This window comes from Micromonospora sp. NPDC049900, from assembly GCF_044461025.1.
Lineage (GTDB): Bacteria > Actinomycetota > Actinomycetes > Mycobacteriales > Micromonosporaceae > Micromonospora.
In genome coordinates, this window is sequence record NZ_JBITKM010000014.1 from 123,110 (window position 1) to 143,795 (window position 20,686).

Sequence of the window (20,686 nt, forward strand, 5' to 3'; positions counted from 1 at the left end):
CAGCGGTCAGGAGGGGGCGTGGATCGGGCGGATCTGATCGTCGGTCAAGGTGACCATGCTTGTCGTCCTTCCGTCCGAGTCAGCGAACTCCACCTCGTACGCGACCGGGGCGTGAGCGAAGACGTGCACGATCGTGCCGACCGCCCCCGGCGCCAGATTCTCGTCCGGGATGGCCTCTCGCAACTCGACCACGTCGTACAGGTTCAACGGTCAGCCTTCTTTCGGCGGGAACGAGATGGTCACCATGCGAGGCGTGGAGGTACCGCTCTCAAGTATCCACGCGGTCCGGACGATGATCGTTCCTTCCGGACCGGACAGTGGTAGGTCGACGCTCCACCGCTCGCCGAACTGATCTGATTTTCCCCGCAGCGGGCTGCTGGCACGGACACCGTCTCTGACCTGCTGAAGGATCGACTCTGCGTCGTCAGGGCCCAACCCGGTGGCGGAGTTGATGACCCGGTACTTGTTCTTGCCCACGGGGTGGTCCGGATTCATGGCGTAGGCAGTGATCTTCTTCGGGTCGATGTCCGGACTCCTGAAATCGGGCTGGTGGAGATCTCGGGACGTGTTGGTCGGCTTGGGATCGTCTGGCACGTGAGGTGCTGGAGGCTCTCGGCGAAGGCGGTCCAGGGCGCGCTTGAGGTGGTCGATGAGGTTGGCGAGGCGGCGGACGTGGGGGATGATCGCCCGGAGGCTGTTCAGTAGGCCGCGCAGCAGTTTGGCGATTCGGGCTGCCCAGGACGCGACCAGTGTGGTGACCTGTTCGACCACCAGTGGGGTGGCCAGTCCGGCGGTGGCGACGAGTTCGGCGGCGTACACGGTGAGGCGGGAGACGCAGGTGGCGATGGCGTCGCGGACCAGCAGTCGGACGGCGGCGACCAGTCCGGCGGTGCCCTCGGTGATGGCGGCCATCGTCTCGGTGCCCCGGGCCAGACCGATGACGGCTTTGTGCTGTTGGGCGGCCCAGGTCCGGTAGGCGCGCCCGGCGCTGCCGTCCCAGGCGCTGACCTGGGTGCGGACGGCATCGGTGAGCCCGGTGGCCTCGGCGTGCAGTGACGCGGCGACGTTACGCCAGGTCTGGGCGTGCGCGGTGATCTGTGCGGGGTCGCCCGCGAGCCAGTCCAGGGCCTCACTGAGCGGTTTGACGTGCTCGATGAGCCAGGCGACGCCGTACTGGAGGAGGGCGCCGACCGGGTCGGAGACGAAGGCGAGGGCGTCCAGGCCGGCGCTGACCACGCCGAGGCTGCCGTCGATCCAGCTTCCCTCGCGTACCCCCTTGGCGATGAGCTCGATGTCCTCGCAGATCCAGACACCGGCCCAGGCGCTGGGCGCGCCCTGCGCCGGGGCGGCGACGAGGGGGTTACCGGTCACGCCGTTCCCGCAGGCTGTCGAGTCGGTGCCGGGCCCGTGCGTCGGCCGCCCGGTAGCGGTCGGCGCCGGTGCGCAGGCGGGTGGCGGTGTCGCGGACCGAGGTGGTGGCGGTCCCGATCCCGTCGACCAGGACGCGGTGCAGGCCGTCGAGCAGCGTCGGCATGATCGCACAGAGTCGCCCGTACGCGTCGGTGCCGAGCCGGACCTGCTGCCCGGCCCGGCGGGCGGTGTCGAGGGTGTCGGCGTGCCGGTCGAGGCGCGCCGCGTGGGTGGTCAGGTCGTCGGGGTCGACCCGGAGCGGGTCATCGGTCGGCATCCGGGTGCCCCCGCCCGTCGCCCAGCCGCCGCCGGTAGGAGTCGACGACGGCCCGTCCCGTGGGGTCGTCGGCACCGACGGTCTCGTGGGCCGTCGCGGTCACGCGGCGCAGCAGGTCCGCGTGGGCGGCGCGGGTGGTGGTCATGATCAGGCGCGCGGTGTGGGCGGCGGAGTTCTGCCGTACGCGTTCGTCCAGTCGCAGGTCGACCAGCAGCCCGGCCGAGTCGACGATGGCGGTGACGGTGCGGTCCGGGCTGTGCGCGGTGCCGGTGAGCGCCGCGACCCGGCCCGCCAGCGACTGGGCCCGCCGGGCCCGGTCGGCGACGGCGGACTCCCACTCGTCGAGGCGGCGCTGCGCCGCGTCCAGCGCCGCCTCGTCCGCCCACACGCGACCCTCCCCAAGGGACACCACCGCAGATCGCCGCCACGTTACCAACCGGTGGCGCTGCGTGCTGCCCCACGCGCTAGCGGGCGGTGACCCGTTCGGCGAGGAACGCCTCCCAGGTCCGGGTGCCGACGCTCGCGCCGTGCAGCGTCAGGTTCGCCCCGTCGCGGTAGGCGCGTCCCGCCTCGCCGGGCAGGCGGACCGGCAGGGTGAACCGCCGTTTCCCGCTGGCCCGCAGGTAGCCACGGATCAGTTCCCCGGTGGTGTGCACCTGGGGGCCGACGATGTCGGGCACCAGGCCCGCCGGGGTGCCCAGGGTCAGTTCGGCGAGCCGGGCGGCGACCTCGCGGCCGTCCACCGGCTGCAACCGCAGACCGGGCAGCGGCACCACCGGCAGGGCGGTCAGCTTCTGCGCCATGCTCAGCACCAGGTCGTGGAGCTGCGCGGCCCGCAGCACGGTCCAGGGCAGGCCGCAGCCGCCGATCGCCTCCTCGGCGTGCAGCTTGGTCCGCATCCAGGCGAGCGGGAGGCGGTCCGCGCCGACGACGGAGACGAGGACCAGATGCCGCACGTCCGCCTGCCGGGCGGCGTCGACCAGGTTCCGGGCCAGGACGTCGTCGCCCTTCGCGCCGCCGGCCAGGTGCAGCACCGTGTCGACGCCGCGTACCGCCCGCTGCACGCCCTCGCCGGTGCTCAGGTCGGCCCGGACCTGTTCGATTCCGTGGGCGGCGCGGCCACCTCGCCGGCTCAGCACGCGTACCGGCCGGCCGGCGTCGCGCAGCAGCGGGGTGACCAGGCGGCCCAGGGTGCCGGTACCGCCGGTGACCAGGATCGGTGGGTTCATTCGTCTCTCCCTGCGTCGCGACCGCCCGTCGTGCGGTCGGCTACCGTTCGTGGCTTCACCGGGTCGACCCCGTCCGGACGCCGGTGGTGACCGGTCGACGTCACATCGGTGGGCCCGGCGGGGTCGGGTGGGGTGGGACCCGGAGGAGGGCGAACGATGATCGAGTCCGACTGGCTGGCCGCGCGGTTCGAGGAGCAGCGGTCGCACCTGCGGGCGGTGGCGTACCGGATGCTCGGCTCCCTGGGAGAGGCCGACGACGCCGTGCAGGAGGCGTGGCTGCGGCTGGCCCGCACGGACGCCGCCGCGCTGGACAACCTGCCCGCGTGGCTGACCACGGTTGTCGCGCGGGTCTGTCTGAACGCCCTGCGGACCCGTCGGCGTCGTGGTGAGGAGCCACTCGACGCCCGGGTTCCCGATCCGTTGGTCAGCCCGGAGGGCGCCGACGATCCGGAGCACGCCGCGGTGCTGGCCGATTCGGTCGGGCTGGCGCTGCTGGTGGTGCTCGACACGCTCGGCCCGGCGGAGCGGCTGGCGTTCGTCCTGCACGACATGTTCGCGGTGCCGTTCGACGAGATCGCGCCGATGATCGACCGGACACCGACGGCCACGCGTCAACTGGCCAGCCGGGCGCGCCGCCGGGTACGCGGGCAGTCGCCGGTGCCGGACGCCGATCTCGCCCGTCAGCGTGCGGTGGTCGACGCGTTCCTGAGCGCGGCCCGGGACGGTGACTTCGACGCGTTGGTCGGCGTGCTGCACCCGGAGGTGGTGCTGCGGTCGGACGGCGGTGCCGGTCGCGCCCGGTTCACCACCGTGATCAGAGGTGCCGCCACCGTCGCCGCCGAGGCCACCTCGTTCGGCCGGTTCTCGCCGTTCGCCCGACCGGCGCTGGTCAACGGCACGGCCGGGGTGGTGGTGACCGCCGCCGGTCGACCGTTGTCGGTGATGGCCTTCACCGTCGCGGGCGGGCGGATCGCCGAGATCGACGTGATCGCCGATCCGGACCGCCTGGACGTGCTGGACCTTGCCGCGTTCACCGACTGACCGGGGGAGCGGGCGGTCAGCCGAAGCCCGCCAGCCGGAACGCCACGAACCCGGCCAGCGCCAGCGGCACGGCCGTGGCCAGCGCGACCAGCCGCTGCCGGGCGGTGCGGCCGACCAGGACCACGACCAGCACGCCGAGCACCGCGTTGATCAGGGCGTTCCAGAGCGGTTCGATCCCGTAGCTCGGATGGTCGATCCGTCGCGCCTGGAGTAGCGCCTCGGCGAATAGCACGGCGGCGGGCAGCGCCGTCCCGGTCACCTGCCGCCATCCCGACCCGCGTGCCCAGACACCGCCGACACCGAAGATCACTCCGGCCAGGACTCCGAACGTCATCCAGATCAGCGAGGTGGTCGCCCCCAGCACCGCCCAGTCGTCGCCCTGCACGAGCGCCGCCGCGACGTAGTAGCTGGGCACCGCGACGACGAGCCCGACGGCGGCACCGACGGCCGCGCGGACCGGACCACGGCGGACCCAGAGCCCGACGGCGAACGCGGCCACCGCCCATACCGCGCTGGAGTTGCCCAGGTTGGCGAAGGGGTACGGCACGTACTTGATCCACACGAAGTCGAGGAAGCCGAGCAGGAAGCCGCCGAGCACGGCGACGAGTGCCACGCGTCGGTGGTCGGGGGCGGGTCGCATGGCGAGGGAGCATACCCGGTATGCAGCAGCCCGCCCCGGGTGGGAAGTGGTGCGGGCGGTGGTCAGCGCGGCACGGCGTACGCCAGTGGCGCGCTGACGTCGTCCCAGGTGCCGATCAACGCGACCCCGGAGGCCGTCGCGCCCGAACCCGGGCGGCGGACCACGGCCAGTTCGACGCCGTCCGTGGCGATGACGGCCAGGTCGCCGTCCGCGACCGACCGCACCGCGCCGACCGGGGGCGCCTCGGATGCCGGTGCGTCGCTGGCGATCTCCATGTTCGGCGGTCGGACCTGCCGCTCGCCGTCCTCCTCGAAGTACTCCTCGGCCTGACCGGTGTCGGCGAGCACCGCGTCGGCCAGCGCCGCCACGTACACCGGGTCGCCGCAGGCGTCGTAGACCCACCGTCGGCCCAACGCCGAGTGCTCCATCGTGCCGACCAGCCACTCCTCCGCACCGGCCAGCGGCTCGCCACGGTAGGTGAGCGGCACCTGGTGCACCGGGCCGGTTCCGGCGCGTACCAGCAGCGTCTCGATCCCGACCTCGCCCGCCGGGTCGTCGAACCGGTACGCGCCCACGCGTACCACCTCGGCGTCGGCGTCCCCGCGATACCAGACGCGGCCGGGCAGCCACGTCGCCAACAGTTCCAGTTTGGTGGGGCGCAGTTCCGCCCGGTGCAGCAACGCCATGCCCGCATCGTACGGACGCCCGCTCCGCCGATCGTGGCGGGATCAGGCCGGCTCGGGGGCGGGCTCGGCGGGATGCCCCTGCTCCCAGATCGAGGACATCTCCTCGAACGCGTGCTCCATGATCTGCACCATCGCCTCGCGCGCGGTCTCGCCGTCGTGGCGCTGGATCGACTGGGCGACGTCCGCGTGCAGTTGCAGTGCCTGCTCGTGGGGGTAGTGCGGCATCAGGTGGTAGTGGTGGCGTCCGATCAGGACCTCGGCGACCAGATCCTGGAGCTTGACGAACATCTCGTTGCCGGAGGCGCGGAGCACCCGCTGGTGGAACTCGATGTCGAGGTCGAGGAAGCGCTTCTCGTCCCCGGCCTTGCCGGCGGCCCACAGCTTGGCGGCGAGGCCGACCAGGTCGCTGGCCTCGTCGTGGTCGACCCGGTGGGCGGCGAGCCAGGCGGCGTGCGGCTCCACCGCGGTCCGCAGCTCGGTGATCGACCGGATCTGCGCGATGCGGCCGACGGAGGCGAGTCGCCAGCGGATCACCTGGGGATCGAAGACGTTCCAGTGGTGGGCCGGACGGATCATGACACCGACCCGGCGGCGGGTCTCGATGAAGCCCATCGACGCCAGCACCCGGAGGACCTCCCGGATCACCGAGCGGGACACGGCGTAGCGGTCCACCAGGTCGTCGATGTTGAGCACCGCTCCGGAGGTCAGCTCACCGCCGCAGATGGCCGTACCGAGGTGGTCGAGGACACGGCCGTGCAGACCGTTCTCGGTCCGGGTGGTTTGGGCGGGTGTCACCCCGGGTGAGGGAACCTTCACGGCTCGGATCATATCAGTTAGGTCTCCCCCTTGTATAAGTCTGCTTTTTCGGCCTAACATCCGGACGTTAAGCGGATGTAACAGCCCGAGGTCGCGCCCGTCCCCCCGAGGCGTCGGCCAGGACAGAAGGAGAGACGGACGTGGGACGTCGATCAATAGTTGGGACATCTCTGGCGGTCGTGGCCGCCATGACCCTCTCCGCCTGTGGCGGTGGCGGTGAGGACAGCGGCGCGTCGGACACCGTGCGCGTGACGTTGGTCAACCACGTCTGGACCGAGAACATCCGGAAGGCGCTGCCCGAGTTCGAGCAGCAGACCGGCCTCAAGGTCGAGGTCACCCAGCTCGGCGAGGACCAGCTGTCGGACCAGTACAACGTGAAGCTCAACGCCGGCTCGAACGACATCGACGTGATGATGTACCGGCCGCTGCAGGAAGGCCGGCTGTTCGCCAAGAACGGGTACCTGGCCGACCTGACCGACAAGGCCAAGGACAGCGCGGACTTCGACTTCGCCGACTTCCAGGACGCCCCGGTGAGCGCCACCACCTACGAGGAGAAGGTGGTGGGCATCCCGATCATCACCGAGCAGCAGGTGCTCTACTACCGCAAGGACCTGCTGGAGAAGTCCGGCTTCAGCGCCCCGCCGCAGACGCTCGACGAACTGAAGGCGCAGGCGACCAAGATCCAGGCGGACAACCCGGGCGTGGCCGGCTTCGTGGCCCGGACCGGTAAGGCCGCCGCCGTCACCCAGTTCTCCAGCTTCCTCTACAGCTTCGGCGGCGACTTCGTCGACGAGGCGGGCAACTCCGCCGTCAACAGCGCGGCCGCCAAGCAGGCGTACGCCTTCTACGGCGGGCTGCTGCGCGAGCAGGGTCCGGCCAACATCAGCACCGACATGAGCTGGTCCGAGGCGATGGCCATCTTCACCCAGGGCCAGGCCGCCTTCTACCCCGAGGCCAACTCGCTCTACGCGAACGCCACCGACCCGAGCAAGTCGCGGGTCTCCGAGAACGTCGGGTTCGCGCCGTTCCCGGCCGGTCCCGCCGGCTCCAAGCCGTACAACATCCCCTCGTGGGGCCTCGCGATCAACGAGGCCTCGGGCAACCAGACCAACGCCTGGAAGTTCATCGAGTGGGCGGCCGGCAAGGAGCAGTCGCTGGAGCAGCAGAAGGCCGGTACCCCCGGCGCCCGCGCCTCCGTCTTCGAGAACCCGGAGGGCACCTCGACCTACCCGGAGGACATGGCGCAGGCGATCACCGTGAGCCTCGCCAACGGCGTGGGTCACGACCGGCCCGTGGTCGAGCGCGTGGCGCAGGCCCGGGAGATCGTCGGTCAGCCGATCGTGGACGCCATCACCGGTCGGGACGCCGCCGCCTCGGCGGACACCGCCCACGAGGCGTTCCAGAAGTTCCTGGACGACGAGGCCCGCTAGGTCCGAGCGCGGGGGTGGTGGGGCCGATCGCCCCGCCACCCCCGCCCGGCCTTCCCATCACGGAGATCTGATGTCAGCAGTCAGCGCCCCCGAGCGGGCGACCAGTAGCGCCTCTGTCATGCCCGACACGCCCGGTTGGGCGCGTTGGGCCAACGACCATCGCAAGTGGCTCTTCGCGGCCCCGGCCATGGCCTTCGTCGCCGCGCTGATCATCTTCCCGCTCGCCTGGACGGCGTACCTCAGCCTCACCGACTCCTCGGGGTCGGTCCGCGCCGAGTCGGAGTTCATCGGTTTCCGGAACTACGTCGACGTCCTCACCGACACCGACCGGTTCTGGCCCGCCGTCGCGCGTACCGGTGCCTTCACCGGCGTCGCGTTGCTCGTCGAGGTCGTGCTCGGCATGGCGATCGCGCTGTTGCTGTGGCGGCCGTTCCGGGGCGAGAAGTGGGTCCGCGTCGCCATCCTGCTGCCGCTGGTGGCCACCCCGGTCGCGGTCGGCATGATGTGGCGGCTCATCTTCGACCCGAACATCGGTCTGGCCAACCAGGCGCTCGGCTGGGTCGGCATCGGCCCGCAGCCCTGGCTCGCCGGTCAGCACACCGCGTTGCCCACCACGATCTTCATCGACATCTGGCAGTGGACGCCGATGGTCGTGCTGATCCTGCTCGCCGGACTCACCTCGCTCTCCGACGAGCCGCAGGAAGCCGCGATGATCGACGGCGCCAGCGCCTGGCAGCGCTTCCGGCACGTCACCCTGCCGCTGCTGATGCCCACCGTGATCGTCGCGGTGCTGCTGCGCGGTATCGACGCGCTGAAGACCTTCGACATCCTGTACGCCACCAAGGGGCGCGGCGGCGGTTCGTTCAACGAGGTCGAGACGCTCAACGTGTACGCGTACGGGCTGAGCTTCGACTACAACGAGTACGGCCTCTCGTCGACCGTGTTGATCCTGTTCTTCCTGCTCATCATCGCCCTGATGTGGGTCCTCACCGCGCGCAAGAAGAAGGAGGAGGGCCGATGAAACCGGGTAAGGGTTTCAAGATCTTCCGGGTGGTCGCGCTGGCCGTCGTGGTGCTGTCGCTGGTGGCGCCGCTGATCTGGATGGTCGCCGCGTCGTTCAAGACCAACGTCGACATCTACGACTCCAGCAAGGCGCTGGTCTTCACGCCCACGCTGGACAACTACAACACGGTCCTGCAACAGGCCAACTACGTCCAGTTCATCGTCAACAGCCTCTGGGTGGCGTTCGCGGCGACGACGCTGTCGTTGCTGCTGGGCGTGCCGGCGGCGTACTCGATGAGCCGCTTCAACATGAAGAAGTCGGCACTGGTCGTGCTGATGGCCCGGATCATCCCCGGCGTCTCGCTGCTGGTGCCGTGGTACTACGTCTTCTCGAACCTGCGCATGGTCGGCGGGTTCAGCGTGCTGATCCTGAGCCACATGTTCGTCTCGCTGCCGCTCATCGTCTACATCATGATGGGCTACTTCGACGGCCTGCCGGAGGAGTTGGAGGAGGCGGCGCTGGTCGACGGGCTGACCCCGATCGGCGCGTTCCGGCGGATCACCCTGCCGCTGTCCGTCCCGGGCATCGCCACCGCCGGCATCCTGTCCTTCATCTTCTCCTGGAACAACTTCATGTTCGCGCTGGTGCTCTCCGGTGCGAGCACGAAGACCCTGCCGGTGGCGATCTTCGACTTCGTCGGGTACGCCAGCATCGACTGGGGCGGCCTGATGGCGGCGACCACGGTGGTCACCCTGCCGATCATGCTGATCGCCCTGTTCGTGCAGAAGTACGTGGTCTCCGGTCTCACCGCCGGTGCGACGAAGGGCTGACGCGATCATGACCACCATTGCCCGTGTCGAGACGTTCCTCGTCGCCCCCCGCTGGCTGTTCGTGCGGGTGGAGACCACCGACGGCATCGTCGGCTGGGGCGAGGCCACCTGCGAGGGCCGCTCGGAGACCGTCCGCACCGCCGTCGAGCAGCTCTCCGAGCTGCTCGTCGGGCAGGACGCGCTGCGCATCGAGGACCACTGGCAGGTGATGACCAAGGGCTCCTTCTATCGCGGCGGGGCGATCCTGGCCAGCGCCGTGGCCGGACTCGACCAGGCGCTCTGGGACATCGCCGGCAAGCGGTACGGTGCGCCCGTGCACCAGTTGCTCGGTGGGCCCGTCCGGGACCGGATCCGGGTCTACGGCTGGGTCGGCGGTGACGAGCCGAACGAGGTCCGGGACCACATCGCCGCACGGGTCGAGTCCGGTCTGACCGCGGTCAAGATGAACGCGTCCGGGCGGATGAGCCCGCTCGCCTCCGTCGCCGAACTCGACGCGGTGGTGCAGCGGGTCGCCGCCGCCCGGGAGGTGCTCGGGGACGAGCGGGACGTGGCGGTCGACTTCCACGGCCGGTTCACCCTGGCCAACGCCCGTCGGGTCGCACCGCTGCTGGAGCCGTTCCGGCCGCTGTTCCTGGAGGAGCCGGTGGTGCCGGAGAACTCGCACCTGATCGGCGAGTTCGTCCGCTCCACCAGCACGCCGGTCTCCACCGGGGAGCGGCTGTACAACCGGCAGGAGTTCCTGCCGGTGCTCCAGGCCGGTATCGCGGTGGCCCAGCCGGACCTCGCGCACGCCGGTGGCATCACCGAGGTACGCAAGATCGCGGCGCTGGCCGAGACGTTCGACGTGCAGCTCGCCCCGCACTGCCCGCTCGGGCCGATCGCGCTGGCCGCCTGCCTCCAGGTCGGCTTCGCCACGCCGAACTACCTGATCCAGGAGCAGAGCATCGGCATCCACTACAACCTCGGGGCCGAGGTGCTCGACTACTGCGTCGACCAGCAGCCGCTGACCTTCGTCGACGGGTACGTGCAGCGACTGACCGCACCGGGGCTGGGCATCGAGATCGACGAGCAGGCGGTGCGGGCGGCCGACAAGCGCGGCCACGCCTGGCGCAGCCCGATGTTCCGACACCCCGACGGCTCGTACGCGGAGTGGTGAGGATGACCTTCGACCTGACCGCCGAACTCACCCGCTCCCGGGTGCTGGCCATCATCCGGGGCACCGACACCGCCGCCGCCGTCGCCGCCGGCACCGCCCTGCTGGCCGAGGGCGTACGCGCGGTGGAGGTGGCCCTGACCACCCCGAACGCGCTCGATGCCATCGCGGCCATCCGGGCCGACGCCCCGGCCGACACGTTCGTCGGCGCCGGCACGGTGCTCACCGGGGCCGACGTCGCGGACGTGGCGGCGGCCGGCGCGCAGTTCGTGGTGACGCCGGCCGTGGTCGAGTCGATCGTCGAGGCGGCCCGGCGGGGCCTGCCGGTCGCGGCCGGCGCACTGACCCCCACCGAGGCGTACACGGCGGTGCGCTCGGGGGCGAGCGTGGTCAAGCTCTTCCCGGCCTCGGTCGGTGGACCCGGGTACCTCAGGGCGCTCCGCGACCCGTTCCCGGACATCCCGTTCGTCGCGGTCGGCGGGGTCGGACTGGCCGAGATGCCCGCCTACCTGGCGGTCGGCGCGATCGCGGTCGGCGTCGGCGGCCCGCTGGTGGGCGACGCCGCCTCCGGCGGCGACCTCGACGCCCTGCGCGACCGCGCCCGCCGCTACCTCGACGCGGTGCGGGAACTGCGGCCATGAGCGAGCGTCAGCGAGTGAATCATCGTGTTCTGGTGTCTCATGGTGGCGCGCAGCGCAGCGGAGTGACGGCATGAGCGAGCGTCAGCGAGTGAATCATCGTGTTCTGGTGTCTCATGACGGTGCGCAGCGCAGCGGAGCGACGGCATGAGCGAGCGTCGGCGGGATCTGCTCACGGTCGGTGAGGCGCTGGTGTCGTTGCGGTCGTCCGGCCCGTTGGCGGCCGGTGGACCGTTGACCATGCACCTGGCCGGTGCCGAGTCCAACGTGGCCATCGGCGTGGCGCGGCTCGGTCACCGGGCGGCCTGGGCGGGCCGGGTCAGCGACGACGAGCTGGGCGAGTTCGTGCTGCGGCAGTTGCGGGCCGAGGGCGTCGACACCGCCGACGTCCGGCGGGACCCGCAGCGCCCGCCCGGGGTGATGTTCCTGGAGCGGCGGACCGCCGACGTGTCCCGGGTGCGTTACCTGCGGGCCGGTTCGGCGGGCTCGGCGCTCGACGTCGACGACCTGCGCGCGCCGCTCGCCGCCGGTGCCCGCCTGCTGCACCTGAGCGGGATCACCCCGGCCCTGTCCGAGGGCGCGCGGGCCGCGGTGAGCTGGGCGGTCCGCACCGCGGCCGAGTCCGGCATCGCGGTCAGCCTGGACGTCAACTACCGGGCCGGCCTCTGGTCCCGGGAGCAGGCCCGGGCGACCCTGACCCCGCTGGCCGGGTACGCCTCGGTCGTGGTGGCCTCCACCGACGAGCTGGACCTGGTCGCCGAGGCCGGGGCCGACGAGCGCGATGCCGCCGCCGACCTGCTGCGGCGGGGAGTGTCGACGGTGCTGGTCAAGCTCGGTGCCGACGGCGTCCGTGCGTACACCGTGGATGGTGTGCAGCACGTGCCGGCGGTGCCGGTCACCGCCGTCGACACCGTCGGTGCCGGTGACGCGTTCACCGCCGGCTATCTCTCCGGGCACCTGGACGGGCTGGACCTGACCGACCGGCTCCGGCGCGCGGTGGCGCTCGGGGCGTTCGCGGTCGCCGGACACGGCGACTGGGAGGGCCTACCCCGCCGCGACGAGTTGTCCCTGATCACCGGCAGCGCTGCCGGCACCACCCTTCGCTGAGCATCACCTGCGAGAAAGGCACCCTCGTGAAGATCGTCGCTGCAGACGTCATCGTCTCCAGTCCGGACCGCAACTTCGTCACCTTGAAGATCACAACCGAGGATGGCATCACCGGCCTGGGCGACGGCACACTCAACGGGCGTGAACTCTCGGTCGCCTCGTACCTGCGCGACCACGTCGTCCCGCTGCTGATCGGCCGGGACGCGCACCGCATCGAGGACGCCTGGCAGTTCCTCTACCGCTCGGCGTACTGGCGGCGGGGACCGGTGACCATGGCCGCCATCGCCGCAGTCGACGTGGCGCTCTGGGACATCAAGGCCAAGGCCGCCGGGATGCCGCTCTACCAGCTCCTCGGTGGCGCGTCCCGGACCGGCATCATGGCGTACGGGCACGCCTCCGGGCGGGACCTGCCGGAGCTGTTCGACTCGATCCGCGCGCACCTCGAACAGGGCTACCGGTCGATCCGGGTGCAGACGTCGGTGCCCGGCATCAACGCCGTGTACGGAGTCGCCGCGCAGCCCAGCACCGGCGGCAAGCGCTACGACTACGAGCCGGCCCAGCGCACCCCGCTGCCGGCCGAGGAGGACTGGGACACCCGGGCGTACCTGCGGCACCTGCCCGGCGTCTTCGAGGCGGTCCGCAGTGAGTTCGGTCCGGAGCTGCCGCTGCTGCACGACGGCCACCACCGGATGACCCCGATCCAGGCCGCCAAGCTGGGCAAGGCGCTGGAGCCGTACGACCTGTTCTGGCTGGAGGACTGCACCCCGGCGGAGAACCAGGAGGCGTTGCGGCTGGTGCGCCACCACACCACCACCCCGCTGGCCATCGGCGAGATCTTCAACACCGTGTGGGACTACCAGACCCTGATCCGGGAGCAGCTCATCGACTACGTGCGCTCCGCCGTCACCCACACCGGTGGCATCACGGCGATGCGCAAGCTGCTCGACTTCGCCGCGCAGTACCAGATCAAGTCCGGCATCCACGGCCCCACCGACATCTCGCCGGTCGGCATGGCCGCCGCACTGCACCTCGACCTGGCCATCCACAACTTCGGCATCCAGGAGTACATGCGGCACGGCCCGCTCACCAACGAGGTGTTCCGCCAGTCGTTCACCTTCGCCGACGGCTACCTGCACCCGGGCGAGCAGCCGGGCATCGGCGTGGAACTGGACGAGGAGGCCGCCGCGCGGTACCCGTACCAGCCGGCCTACCTGCCGTTCAACCGGCTGTCGGACGGCACGGTCCATGACTGGTGACCCGTCGACCCGGCACATCGTGGTGATGGGGGTGTCGGGCGCGGGCAAGACGACCGTGGCCCGGGGCGTCGCCGCGCTCACCGGGCTGGTGTTCGCCGAGGCCGACGAGTTCCACTCCGAGGCCAACGTGGCGCGGATGCGGGCGGGCGTACCCCTGGACGACGACGCCCGCTGGCCGTGGCTGCGGGCTCTCGCCGGGTGGATGGCCGACCGGCACCGGGAGGGCGTGTCGACGGTGCTGGCCTGCTCGGCGTTGAAACGCTCCTACCGGGACGTGCTGCGGCAGGGCCCGCCGAGCGTCGACTTCCTGCACCTGGACGGGCCGACCGAGACGATCCGGCAACGGATGTCGCTGCGGGCCGACCACTACATGCCGGCGAGCCTGCTGGACTCGCAGACCGCGACGCTGGAACCGCTCTGGCGGGACGAGCGTGGCGTGGTGCTCGACCTGCAACTCACCACCGGGGAACTGATCGAGGCGGCGGTGCGGCGACTCGGGCTGCCGGTGCGTGACCTGGCCGCCGGCGTACCCGCGGTGGCCGAGCCTCCGGCGTAGCCCGCCGGACGGCGCGTGGGAGGCGGTGGTCCCGGCTTGTCCCGGCCGGGCCACCGCCGTCCGCGTTCCCTCGAATCGATCGCCGGGCGGCGGGGTGCGGCCCTAGCACGTGCCGGACGGCACGGGACGGGTTCTCGCGTTCCCGGGACCGGGCTCGGACCGCCCGGTCACCATCAGCCGGACGGGGACTCGACGGCAGGTGGGCGCGCGTGCGGGAGACAGCGGTTGATCCGATCGTCGGCGGCGAGGACGGCAGCCTGGCCGACCGGGTGTGGCGCAACGCGGCCGAGGACCCGGACGCCGTCCAGTTCGTACGCCCCGATCCCGACCCACGGTCCTGGCCGGTGCGGCGCTCCGGGCGCGGTGGCCCGCTGCCGGTGACCTGCCGGCAGTTCCGCGACGACGTGCTGGCGCTGGCCCGGGGCCTCCTCGCGGTCGGCATCGCGCACGGCGACCGGGTGGGGCTGCTCAGCCGGACCCGGTACGAGTGGACCGTGGTCGACTACGCGCTCTGGTCCATCGGCGCGGTCACCGTGCCGATCTACGACACCTCATCCAGCGACCAGATCCGGTGGATCCTCGGCGACTCCGGCGCGGTCGGCTGTGTGGTGGAGACCGCCGACCACGCCGCCACGGTGACCGGCCTGCGGCCGGACCTGCCCGAGCTGCGGCAGACCTGGCGCATCGACGCCGGTGACCTGATCACGTTGACCGCCCGGGGGCGCGCCGTCGACGCCGACGAGGTGGACCGTCGGCGCGCCGCGGTGACCGGCCGGGACATCGCCACGATCGTCTACACCAGCGGCACCACCGGCGCGCCGAAGGGCTGCGTGCTGACCCACCGCAACATCTCCACCGACGTCGGCAACGCCACCGCCGTGCTGCCCGAACTGCTGCACCCCGGCGCGTCGACGCTGCTGTTCCTGCCGCTGGCGCACGCCTTCGCCCGGCTGATCCAGATCGGCATGGTGCACACCCGGGCCACCATGGTGCACAGCGCGGACATGTCCGGGGTGCTCGACCAGCTCCGCCGCTTCCGGCCCACGTTCATCCTCACCGTGCCCCGCATGTTCGAGAAGATGTACGACCAGGCCCGGCAGGCGGCGCAGGACGGCCACCGGGGCGCGCTGTTCACCCTCGCCGAGAAGGTGGCCGTACGGTACAGCCGAGCCCTGGACCACCCGGGCGGGCCCGGACTGCCGCTGCGCCTGGCCCACCTGGTGTTCGACCTCGTCGGGTACCGCCGGCTGCGGGCCACCCTCGGCGGGCGGTGCCGGATGGCGATCGTCGGCGGGGCACCGCTGGGGGAGCGGCTCGGACACTTCTTCCGGGGCGCGGGTATCACCGTGCTGGAGGGGTACGGACTGACCGAGACCTCCCCGGCCCTCGCCGCCAACCTGCCGACCGCGATCCGGATCGGTACGGTCGGTCGGCCGCTGCCCGGGGTGCGCGTCCGCATCGCCGACGACGGGGAGATCCACGTCCGCAGCGAGGTGGTGTTCCCGGGGTACTGGAACAATCCCGAGGCCACCCGGGAGGCGAAGACCGACGACGGGTGGCTGCGCACCGGTGACCTCGGTCGGCTCGACGACGACGGTTTCCTGCGCATCACCGGCCGCACGAAGGAGATCATGGTGACTGCGGCGGGCAAGAACGTCGCGCCCGCGCCGATCGAGGAACTCATCCGCGCGCACCCCCTGGTCAGCCAGTCGATGCTGGTCGGCGACGGGCGTCCTTACGTGGGCGCGCTGGTCACCGTCGACCCGCAGGCGTGGCTGCGGTGGCGGGAGAGCCACGGGCACTCCGGTGCCTCGTTGGCGTCCCTGCGCGACGATCCGCACCTGCGCGGGGAGATCCAGCACGCCGTCGACAGGGCCAACCGCACGGTGTCCCGCGCCGAACAGGTCAAGACCTTCCGCATCCTGGCCCGAGACCTGACCGAGGACGACGGCGAACTGACCCCCACCCTCAAGATCAAGAGAAGCGCCGTCGAGTCCCACTTCGCCGACGACATAGCCGCCCTCTACCCCAAGCCCTAACCCCCCCACCCCCCACCCCCACCCCCTCACCGGGTTGATCAAGGAGTTTGGGTCCCGATCCACGAGGAAACGGGACTCAAACTTCTTGATCAACGCGGCGACGAGGTGAGGGGGGCGACGGGGGCGACGGGGGTGGGGGCGGTGGGGGAGGGAGCGGATCGGGTGAAGGGGGGAGGTGTCAAGCGGCAGAAGGACGGATCCGGTGTCGGTATCTGACAGCCGGATGATCGTTTTCGGCCTACGGTTCACGCACCCGCTGCACCGGAGGAACCAGAGTGTGCGTCGACACGGCCATCCGCGCCGAGATCAGAGTTTCCATCCAGGACCGTCGTGCGACCGACCGGGCAGCCGGTCACCTCGCCGCCGGTGTGTTGATCGACGGCGACCAGGTGCTCGTACCCGACCCGCCGAAGCCGCTGTTCGACCCGCACGCCGACCTCGAGGTCGTGATCTTCCCGGCCGGTCTCGACAACCACCTGCCGGTCGAGGTGGCGCCGGTGTGGAAGTGGCGGCGGTTCGGGCTGACCGACCGGGCGCCGCTGGCGCTCGTCGCCTCCCTCGGCCGGACCTCCGGCTACCGGACGCAGGTCGGGCCCGCCGAACCGGCCGCCCTGGCCGAGGCGATCGAGGCCGCCGGTGGTGACCTGTGGGAGGCGCTGCGTCGGCAGGAGATCGTCCGCGACGACATCCACCTGATCGACGACGACCTGCTGCGCCGGGCCGGTGACCTGGAGCAGGCCCAACGCGAGCCGCGCCGCGCCGAGCACCGGTTCGACACGATGCGCGACCTGACCGGCGGCTTCTGCATCCTTTTCTGCTTCTGCCAGCCGCACGGCCCCCGATGACCACCCCGCCCGGCCCGCCGATCGGGTCACCGCCCGCACCGGCCGTCGGGCCCGAGTCGGCGGCGGTCGGGGCGGTGGACCCGTCGGACCGTACCCACCGGCTGGCCGGGCGGGACGTCCTGGTCGCCACGGCGGTCTGGGTGCTCGACCTGGCGCTGTTCTCCACCGCCGGTTCCGACCTGGCCCAGGCCGGGCCCGACGGTTCGACGCTCCTGCTGGCGGCGTTCGCGGCGCTCGCCCCGGTCGCCCTGCTCTGGCGTCGCCGGGCGCCGGTCACCGTGTTCGCGCTGGTGTGGGCGCTCGGCCTGGTCGGCACCGCGCTGGTGCCCGGCTACCAGCCGGTGCTCGGCGTGCTGGTCGCCCTGTACGCGGTGGGCGCCCACGCGCCGGCCGACCGCGCCTGGGCCACCGTCCCGGCCCTGGCCCCGTACCTGGTGATCGCCGCCAACGAGGCGTGGCTGGCGGGACGGGAGGACGCCGGCCGCCGTACCGCCGTCTTCGTCGGTCTGGCCCTGGTCTACGCCACGGTCGTCGCCGGGGTGTGGGCGCTGGGCCGGTGGGCCGGCAGCAACCGGCGTCGGCTCGCCGCCGCCGAGCGGCTGCGGGTTCTCGAGGCGCAGCGGGCGGTCACCGACGAGCGGGCCCGGATCTCCCGCGAGTTGCACGACATCGTCGCGCACAGCGTCACGGTGATGCTGTTGCAGGCCGGCGGTGCCCGCCGGATCGTGGCCACCGACCCGGACCGGGCCGGTCAGGCGCTCGCCCACATCGAGCAGGTCGGCCGGCAGGCCGTCGAGGAACTGCGGCGGATGCTCGCCGTCATCGCGCCCGGCGACGCGCCGGCACCCGCCGAGGACCGGCACCCCGGGCCCGCCGAGATCGACGACCTGGTGATCCGGATGCGGGACGCCGGACTGCCGGTCACCGTGACCGTCGACGGTCGGCCACGCCCGGTGGACCCGAGCGTGGGCCTGGCCGCCTACCGCACGGTGCAGGAGGCGCTGACCAACGCCGCCCGTTACGCCGGCCCGCAGGCCACCGCCATCGTGCGCCTCACCTGGGGCGACGACCTGGAGGTCGAGGTCCGCGACACCGGCGGCACGGCCTCCGGCGGCCTGCCGTCGACCGGTCGGGGTCTGCTGGGTCTACGCGAGCGCGTCGCCGTGGTCGGCGGCGAGCTGGCCGCCGGGCCGCTGCCGGACGCGGGCTTCCGGGTGTACGCGCGCCTGCCGCTGCGCGCCGCACCGACGGTGGCGGCGACCTCGTGATCCGGGTGCTGCTGGCCGACGACCAACCGCTGGTGCGGTCCGGGATCGCCATGTTGCTCGCCGCCGAGGCGGACATCGAGGTGGTCGGCGAGTGTGACGACGGTGCCGCCGCGGTCGAGCTGGCCCGCCGGATCCGCCCCGACGTGGTGCTGATGGACGTACGGATGCCGGGCACCGACGGGGTGGCCGCCACCCGCCAGATCACCGCCGACGCCGCCGAGGTGCGGGTGCTGGTCCTGACCACCTACCACGTCGACGACGCCGTCCGCGCCGCGTTGCGGGCCGGTGCGTCCGGGTTCCTGCTCAAGGACGCCGTGCCCGACGAGCTGACCATGGCGGTCCGCGCGGTCGCGGCCGGGGAGGCGTGGCTGGACCCGGCGGTGACCCGGACGCTGCTGACCGAGTTCGCGGCGCTCGGCGAGCACCGTGCGCCCACCACCGCCGAGCTGGACCGGCTCACCGACCGGGAGCGGCAGGTGCTGGTGCAGATGGCGCACGGACTGTCCAACGCCGAGATCGCCGCCCGGTTGCACATCGGCGACGCGACGGTGAAGACACACGTCGGCCGGGTCCTGATGAAACTCGGACTACGCGACCGCGCCCAGGCCGTCGCCGCCGCCTACCGGGGCGGGCTGATGCCGCCGGTCTGATCCGGCCCGGCGACGCGCGCCGCCCAGCCGGTGGTGATCAGCAGCAGGGCCGCGCTGTAGGTCGTCATCACCAGCACCCCGTGCGCGGGCCACGTGGTGCCGGCCGCGTCGAGGCCGATCAGCAGGTCCGACACGAGGAACAGCGCGGCGCCGACGGCCACCCGACGGTTGACGGCGGTCGCGGTCGCGGCCATCAGGCTCAGCGCCAGGCCGTACCCGAGCACCGGCCAGCGCAGGTCGCCGAGGCGCGGCCACAGCAGCGCGATCGCGCCCGCCCAGAGCAGCAGGTAAGCGGCGAGCGCGGGCACCGGCGGTCGCCGATGGCCGACGAACGCGGTGATCAGCGCCAGTTGCGTACCGAGGAAGCAGCCCATCCCCACCAGGAACGCGACCTCTCCCGGCACCAGCAGCGCGATGTCACCGGCGGTGGCGAAGACCAGCGCGACGGCGACCGGGCCGCGCTGTCCGCGTACCCACCACAGCCAGACCAGCAGCAGCGGCGCCAGCAGCGGCTTGGCCAGCCACTGCACCGGTGTCGCGTCGACCGCCACGGCGACCAGCTCCACGATCGCCACCACCAGGAACGCCCCGAGCCAGGCCCGACCGGGCTCCGGCCGGTCGGGCCGGCGCGTACGGTCCGCCGGCCTGCTCGTCGGGCCGGTGCCTCGGGTCGGGCGGGTCATGTCGCGGCTGTCCTTTCTGGGGGAATCGGTCAGCGAGCCGTGAACTGGCGGGACCAGTATCCGTGAAGTGTCGGTGTCGCGACACACCGAGCAATCTGTGACCGGGCGATCGCTGCGGGTTAAAGTCGTTCGCGTTCGCCGACCGTGACCCCACGGCCCGGCCCGTATCGGCGTCCGCGTCACCCGAAGCAGACCGGCCCGACGACACAGGAGCTCTCGTGCAGGTCACCCCGCCGGTTCACCGCGCCCGCTGGAGCGACATCGACTGGATCGTCGACCTCGTCACCGCCACCGTCGCGCCGACCAGCGCCGGGGCGTGGCTCGTACCCGATCGGCGACGGCGGGCCGCCGTCCTCGCCGCGGTGGCCCGGATCTGGGTCGAACACGCGCTGCTCTTCGGCGACGCGTACCTGCTCGCGAACGGGTCGGCAGCCACCGTCTGGTTCCACCGGTACCGACCGATCCCGCCCCCGCCCCGGTACGACGAGCGGCTCGACGACGCCTGCGACGAGCACGCCGTACGCTTCCGCCGGTTCGACGAGGCCCTCGCCGCGCGGCGTCCCGAGGAGCCCCACCAGCACCTCGCCCTGCTCGCCGCGCCGCCGGACGCCGACCGGGCGGGGCAGGCCGCCACGGTCCTCGCCGCGAGTCACCAGTGGATGGACACGCTCGGTATGCCCACCTACGCCGAGGCGCACCACGGTGCCGACCACCGCCTCTACCACCGCGTCGGCTACCGTGAACGGTGCCGTCTGGTCCGGGCGGACGGGCGTCCGGCGGCCGGGCTCTGGCGGCTCGCCCCGCATCCCCGCCTCGATCGGGCCGGCGACGTCGGTTCCGGCGCGGGCATCGCCGCACCCGCCCTCTCCGCCGCCGAGGGGGACTCCCGGCTCCTGCGGTGACCGCGCCTCGGGCCCCACGTCGATACGGGTCAGGGGTCGGGCAGCAGCGGCATCTCCGGGCCGGTGTCGCGGCCGAGCAGCGCGCCACGGGTCACCGCGGTCGCGCCGAACCGGTCCCGGACCGCGTCGGCCGCAGCGTCCGCTTCCGCCGTGGGCGGCGTGGCACGCCAGGGCAACGTGAGCTGCACGTGCCCGTCGGCGAGATTACCGACCGCCACCCCGATCAG

General features: G+C 72.1%; 24 protein-coding genes. 14 read left to right on the forward strand and 10 right to left on the reverse strand.

Going from position 1 to position 20,686, the window contains the following annotated elements:
* Window positions 1-6 precede the first annotated feature (6 nt).
* From ACIBMZ_RS24990 to ACIBMZ_RS25010, 5 genes are all read right to left on the reverse strand, one after another.
* Entirely contained in the window at window positions 7-207 is a 201-nt protein-coding gene (locus ACIBMZ_RS24990; protein ID WP_396697738.1) for a DUF4926 domain-containing protein, read from the reverse strand.
* A 3-nt stretch (window positions 208-210) separates the two neighbouring features.
* Window positions 211-1,371, reverse strand: coding sequence for a WXG100 family type VII secretion target (locus ACIBMZ_RS24995; protein ID WP_396697740.1), 1,161 nt, complete (start codon window positions 1,369-1,371; stop codon window positions 211-213).
* Complete coding sequence (locus tag ACIBMZ_RS25000) at window positions 1,361-1,687, reverse strand: type VII secretion target (RefSeq protein ID WP_396697742.1); 327 nt, start codon at window positions 1,685-1,687, stop codon at window positions 1,361-1,363. Before ACIBMZ_RS25000 ends, ACIBMZ_RS24995 begins: the two co-directional genes overlap by 11 nt.
* Window positions 1,674-2,075, reverse strand: coding sequence for a YbaB/EbfC family DNA-binding protein (locus ACIBMZ_RS25005; protein WP_396697744.1), 402 nt, complete (start codon window positions 2,073-2,075; stop codon window positions 1,674-1,676). The genes ACIBMZ_RS25000 and ACIBMZ_RS25005 overlap by 14 nt, the downstream gene beginning before the upstream one ends.
* A 76-nt stretch (window positions 2,076-2,151) precedes the next feature.
* The gene (locus ACIBMZ_RS25010; RefSeq protein ID WP_396697746.1) at window positions 2,152-2,916 is read right to left on the reverse strand and encodes an SDR family oxidoreductase; all 765 of its coding nucleotides are present in this window, start codon (window positions 2,914-2,916) and stop codon (window positions 2,152-2,154) included.
* 156 nt (window positions 2,917-3,072) lie between these two features.
* On the opposite strand from ACIBMZ_RS25010, the gene ACIBMZ_RS25015 reads away from it, so the two are divergent.
* Window positions 3,073-3,957 (forward strand): sigma-70 family RNA polymerase sigma factor, encoded by an 885-nt coding sequence (locus tag ACIBMZ_RS25015; protein WP_396697748.1) that lies wholly within the window; start codon window positions 3,073-3,075, stop codon window positions 3,955-3,957.
* A gap of 16 nt (window positions 3,958-3,973) precedes the next feature.
* Here the strand turns inward: ACIBMZ_RS25015 and ACIBMZ_RS25020 are convergent, their stop codons facing one another.
* From ACIBMZ_RS25020 to ACIBMZ_RS25030, 3 genes are all read right to left on the reverse strand, one after another.
* On the reverse strand, window positions 3,974-4,597 hold the full coding sequence (locus ACIBMZ_RS25020) for a DUF6518 family protein (protein ID WP_396697750.1): 624 nt from the start codon (window positions 4,595-4,597) through the stop codon (window positions 3,974-3,976).
* A 62-nt stretch (window positions 4,598-4,659) separates the two neighbouring features.
* Window positions 4,660-5,283, reverse strand: a complete 624-nt coding sequence (locus ACIBMZ_RS25025; protein ID WP_396697752.1) for a hypothetical protein — start codon at window positions 5,281-5,283, stop codon at window positions 4,660-4,662.
* Window positions 5,284-5,325: 42 nt separating this feature from the next.
* Entirely contained in the window at window positions 5,326-6,099 is a 774-nt protein-coding gene (locus tag ACIBMZ_RS25030) for a FadR/GntR family transcriptional regulator (RefSeq protein WP_396697754.1), read from the reverse strand.
* A gap of 188 nt (window positions 6,100-6,287) precedes the next feature.
* On the opposite strand from ACIBMZ_RS25030, the gene ACIBMZ_RS25035 reads away from it, so the two are divergent.
* The 12 genes from ACIBMZ_RS25035 to ACIBMZ_RS25090 all read left to right on the forward strand — a co-directional run bounded on the left by ACIBMZ_RS25035 (window position 6,288) and on the right by ACIBMZ_RS25090 (window position 18,874).
* The gene (locus ACIBMZ_RS25035; protein ID WP_396697756.1) at window positions 6,288-7,529 is read left to right on the forward strand and encodes an ABC transporter substrate-binding protein; all 1,242 of its coding nucleotides are present in this window, start codon (window positions 6,288-6,290) and stop codon (window positions 7,527-7,529) included.
* Between the two features lie 70 nt (window positions 7,530-7,599).
* Window positions 7,600-8,550, forward strand: a complete 951-nt coding sequence (locus ACIBMZ_RS25040; protein WP_350694482.1) for a sugar ABC transporter permease — start codon at window positions 7,600-7,602, stop codon at window positions 8,548-8,550.
* Window positions 8,547-9,362: a carbohydrate ABC transporter permease gene (locus ACIBMZ_RS25045; RefSeq protein WP_396697760.1), complete on the forward strand. Its 816-nt coding sequence runs from the start codon at window positions 8,547-8,549 to the stop codon at window positions 9,360-9,362. The genes ACIBMZ_RS25040 and ACIBMZ_RS25045 overlap by 4 nt, the downstream gene beginning before the upstream one ends.
* A gap of 7 nt (window positions 9,363-9,369) precedes the next feature.
* Window positions 9,370-10,518: a galactonate dehydratase gene (dgoD, locus tag ACIBMZ_RS25050; RefSeq protein ID WP_350694479.1), complete on the forward strand. Its 1,149-nt coding sequence runs from the start codon at window positions 9,370-9,372 to the stop codon at window positions 10,516-10,518.
* A gap of 2 nt (window positions 10,519-10,520) precedes the next feature.
* Complete coding sequence (locus ACIBMZ_RS25055) at window positions 10,521-11,156, forward strand: bifunctional 4-hydroxy-2-oxoglutarate aldolase/2-dehydro-3-deoxy-phosphogluconate aldolase (protein ID WP_396697762.1); 636 nt, start codon at window positions 10,521-10,523, stop codon at window positions 11,154-11,156.
* Window positions 11,157-11,300: 144 nt separating this feature from the next.
* A complete protein-coding gene (locus ACIBMZ_RS25060) occupies window positions 11,301-12,260 on the forward strand; it encodes a sugar kinase (RefSeq protein ID WP_396697764.1) in 960 nt (319 codons plus the stop codon).
* A 26-nt stretch (window positions 12,261-12,286) separates the two neighbouring features.
* Window positions 12,287-13,516: a D-mannonate dehydratase ManD gene (manD, locus tag ACIBMZ_RS25065; protein ID WP_396697766.1), complete on the forward strand. Its 1,230-nt coding sequence runs from the start codon at window positions 12,287-12,289 to the stop codon at window positions 13,514-13,516.
* Entirely contained in the window at window positions 13,506-14,072 is a 567-nt protein-coding gene (locus tag ACIBMZ_RS25070) for a gluconokinase (RefSeq protein ID WP_396697768.1), read from the forward strand. The genes manD and ACIBMZ_RS25070 overlap by 11 nt, the downstream gene beginning before the upstream one ends.
* A 209-nt stretch (window positions 14,073-14,281) precedes the next feature.
* Window positions 14,282-16,111, forward strand: coding sequence for an AMP-dependent synthetase/ligase (locus tag ACIBMZ_RS25075; protein ID WP_396697770.1), 1,830 nt, complete (start codon window positions 14,282-14,284; stop codon window positions 16,109-16,111).
* A gap of 275 nt (window positions 16,112-16,386) precedes the next feature.
* On the forward strand, window positions 16,387-16,956 hold the full coding sequence (locus tag ACIBMZ_RS25080) for a hypothetical protein (protein WP_396697772.1): 570 nt from the start codon (window positions 16,387-16,389) through the stop codon (window positions 16,954-16,956).
* A complete protein-coding gene (locus ACIBMZ_RS25085; protein WP_396697773.1) occupies window positions 16,953-18,224 on the forward strand; it encodes a sensor histidine kinase in 1,272 nt (423 codons plus the stop codon). Before ACIBMZ_RS25080 ends, ACIBMZ_RS25085 begins: the two co-directional genes overlap by 4 nt.
* On the forward strand, window positions 18,221-18,874 hold the full coding sequence (locus ACIBMZ_RS25090; RefSeq protein ID WP_396697775.1) for a response regulator: 654 nt from the start codon (window positions 18,221-18,223) through the stop codon (window positions 18,872-18,874). The genes ACIBMZ_RS25085 and ACIBMZ_RS25090 overlap by 4 nt, the downstream gene beginning before the upstream one ends.
* Here ACIBMZ_RS25090 and ACIBMZ_RS25095 read toward each other — a convergent pair.
* Complete coding sequence (locus ACIBMZ_RS25095) at window positions 18,844-19,557, reverse strand: lysoplasmalogenase (RefSeq protein WP_396697777.1); 714 nt, start codon at window positions 19,555-19,557, stop codon at window positions 18,844-18,846. The genes ACIBMZ_RS25090 and ACIBMZ_RS25095 overlap by 31 nt on opposite strands.
* Window positions 19,558-19,775: 218 nt before the next feature.
* Here ACIBMZ_RS25095 and ACIBMZ_RS25100 point away from each other — a divergent pair, with 218 nt between their 5' ends.
* Entirely contained in the window at window positions 19,776-20,459 is a 684-nt protein-coding gene (locus tag ACIBMZ_RS25100; RefSeq protein ID WP_396697779.1) for a hypothetical protein, read from the forward strand.
* Between the two features lie 29 nt (window positions 20,460-20,488).
* Here the strand turns inward: ACIBMZ_RS25100 and ACIBMZ_RS25105 are convergent, their stop codons facing one another.
* Complete coding sequence (locus tag ACIBMZ_RS25105; RefSeq protein WP_396697781.1) at window positions 20,489-20,677, reverse strand: hypothetical protein; 189 nt, start codon at window positions 20,675-20,677, stop codon at window positions 20,489-20,491.
* Window positions 20,678-20,686: the final 9 nt, after the last annotated feature.

Excerpts from the sequence above, each read along its gene's own strand:
- ACIBMZ_RS25000 (WP_396697742.1), bottom strand. The coding sequence starts at position 1,687 with ATGCCGACCGATGACCCGCTCCGGGTCGACCCCGACGACCTGACCACC.
- ACIBMZ_RS25010 (WP_396697746.1), bottom strand. The coding sequence starts at position 2,916 with ATGAACCCACCGATCCTGGTCACCGGCGGTACCGGCACCCTGGGCCGC.
- ACIBMZ_RS25015 (WP_396697748.1), top strand. The coding sequence starts at position 3,073 with ATGATCGAGTCCGACTGGCTGGCCGCGCGGTTCGAGGAGCAGCGGTCG.
- ACIBMZ_RS25020 (WP_396697750.1), bottom strand. The coding sequence starts at position 4,597 with ATGCGACCCGCCCCCGACCACCGACGCGTGGCACTCGTCGCCGTGCTC.
- ACIBMZ_RS25025 (WP_396697752.1), bottom strand. The coding sequence starts at position 5,283 with ATGGCGTTGCTGCACCGGGCGGAACTGCGCCCCACCAAACTGGAACTG.
- ACIBMZ_RS25035 (WP_396697756.1), top strand. The coding sequence starts at position 6,288 with ATGACCCTCTCCGCCTGTGGCGGTGGCGGTGAGGACAGCGGCGCGTCG.
- ACIBMZ_RS25040 (WP_350694482.1), top strand. The coding sequence starts at position 7,600 with ATGTCAGCAGTCAGCGCCCCCGAGCGGGCGACCAGTAGCGCCTCTGTC.
- ACIBMZ_RS25045 (WP_396697760.1), top strand. The coding sequence starts at position 8,547 with ATGAAACCGGGTAAGGGTTTCAAGATCTTCCGGGTGGTCGCGCTGGCC.
- dgoD (WP_350694479.1), top strand. The coding sequence starts at position 9,370 with ATGACCACCATTGCCCGTGTCGAGACGTTCCTCGTCGCCCCCCGCTGG.
- ACIBMZ_RS25055 (WP_396697762.1), top strand. The coding sequence starts at position 10,521 with ATGACCTTCGACCTGACCGCCGAACTCACCCGCTCCCGGGTGCTGGCC.
- ACIBMZ_RS25060 (WP_396697764.1), top strand. The coding sequence starts at position 11,301 with ATGAGCGAGCGTCGGCGGGATCTGCTCACGGTCGGTGAGGCGCTGGTG.
- ACIBMZ_RS25070 (WP_396697768.1), top strand. The coding sequence starts at position 13,506 with ATGACTGGTGACCCGTCGACCCGGCACATCGTGGTGATGGGGGTGTCG.
- ACIBMZ_RS25085 (WP_396697773.1), top strand. The coding sequence starts at position 16,953 with ATGACCACCCCGCCCGGCCCGCCGATCGGGTCACCGCCCGCACCGGCC.
- ACIBMZ_RS25095 (WP_396697777.1), bottom strand. The coding sequence starts at position 19,557 with ATGACCCGCCCGACCCGAGGCACCGGCCCGACGAGCAGGCCGGCGGAC.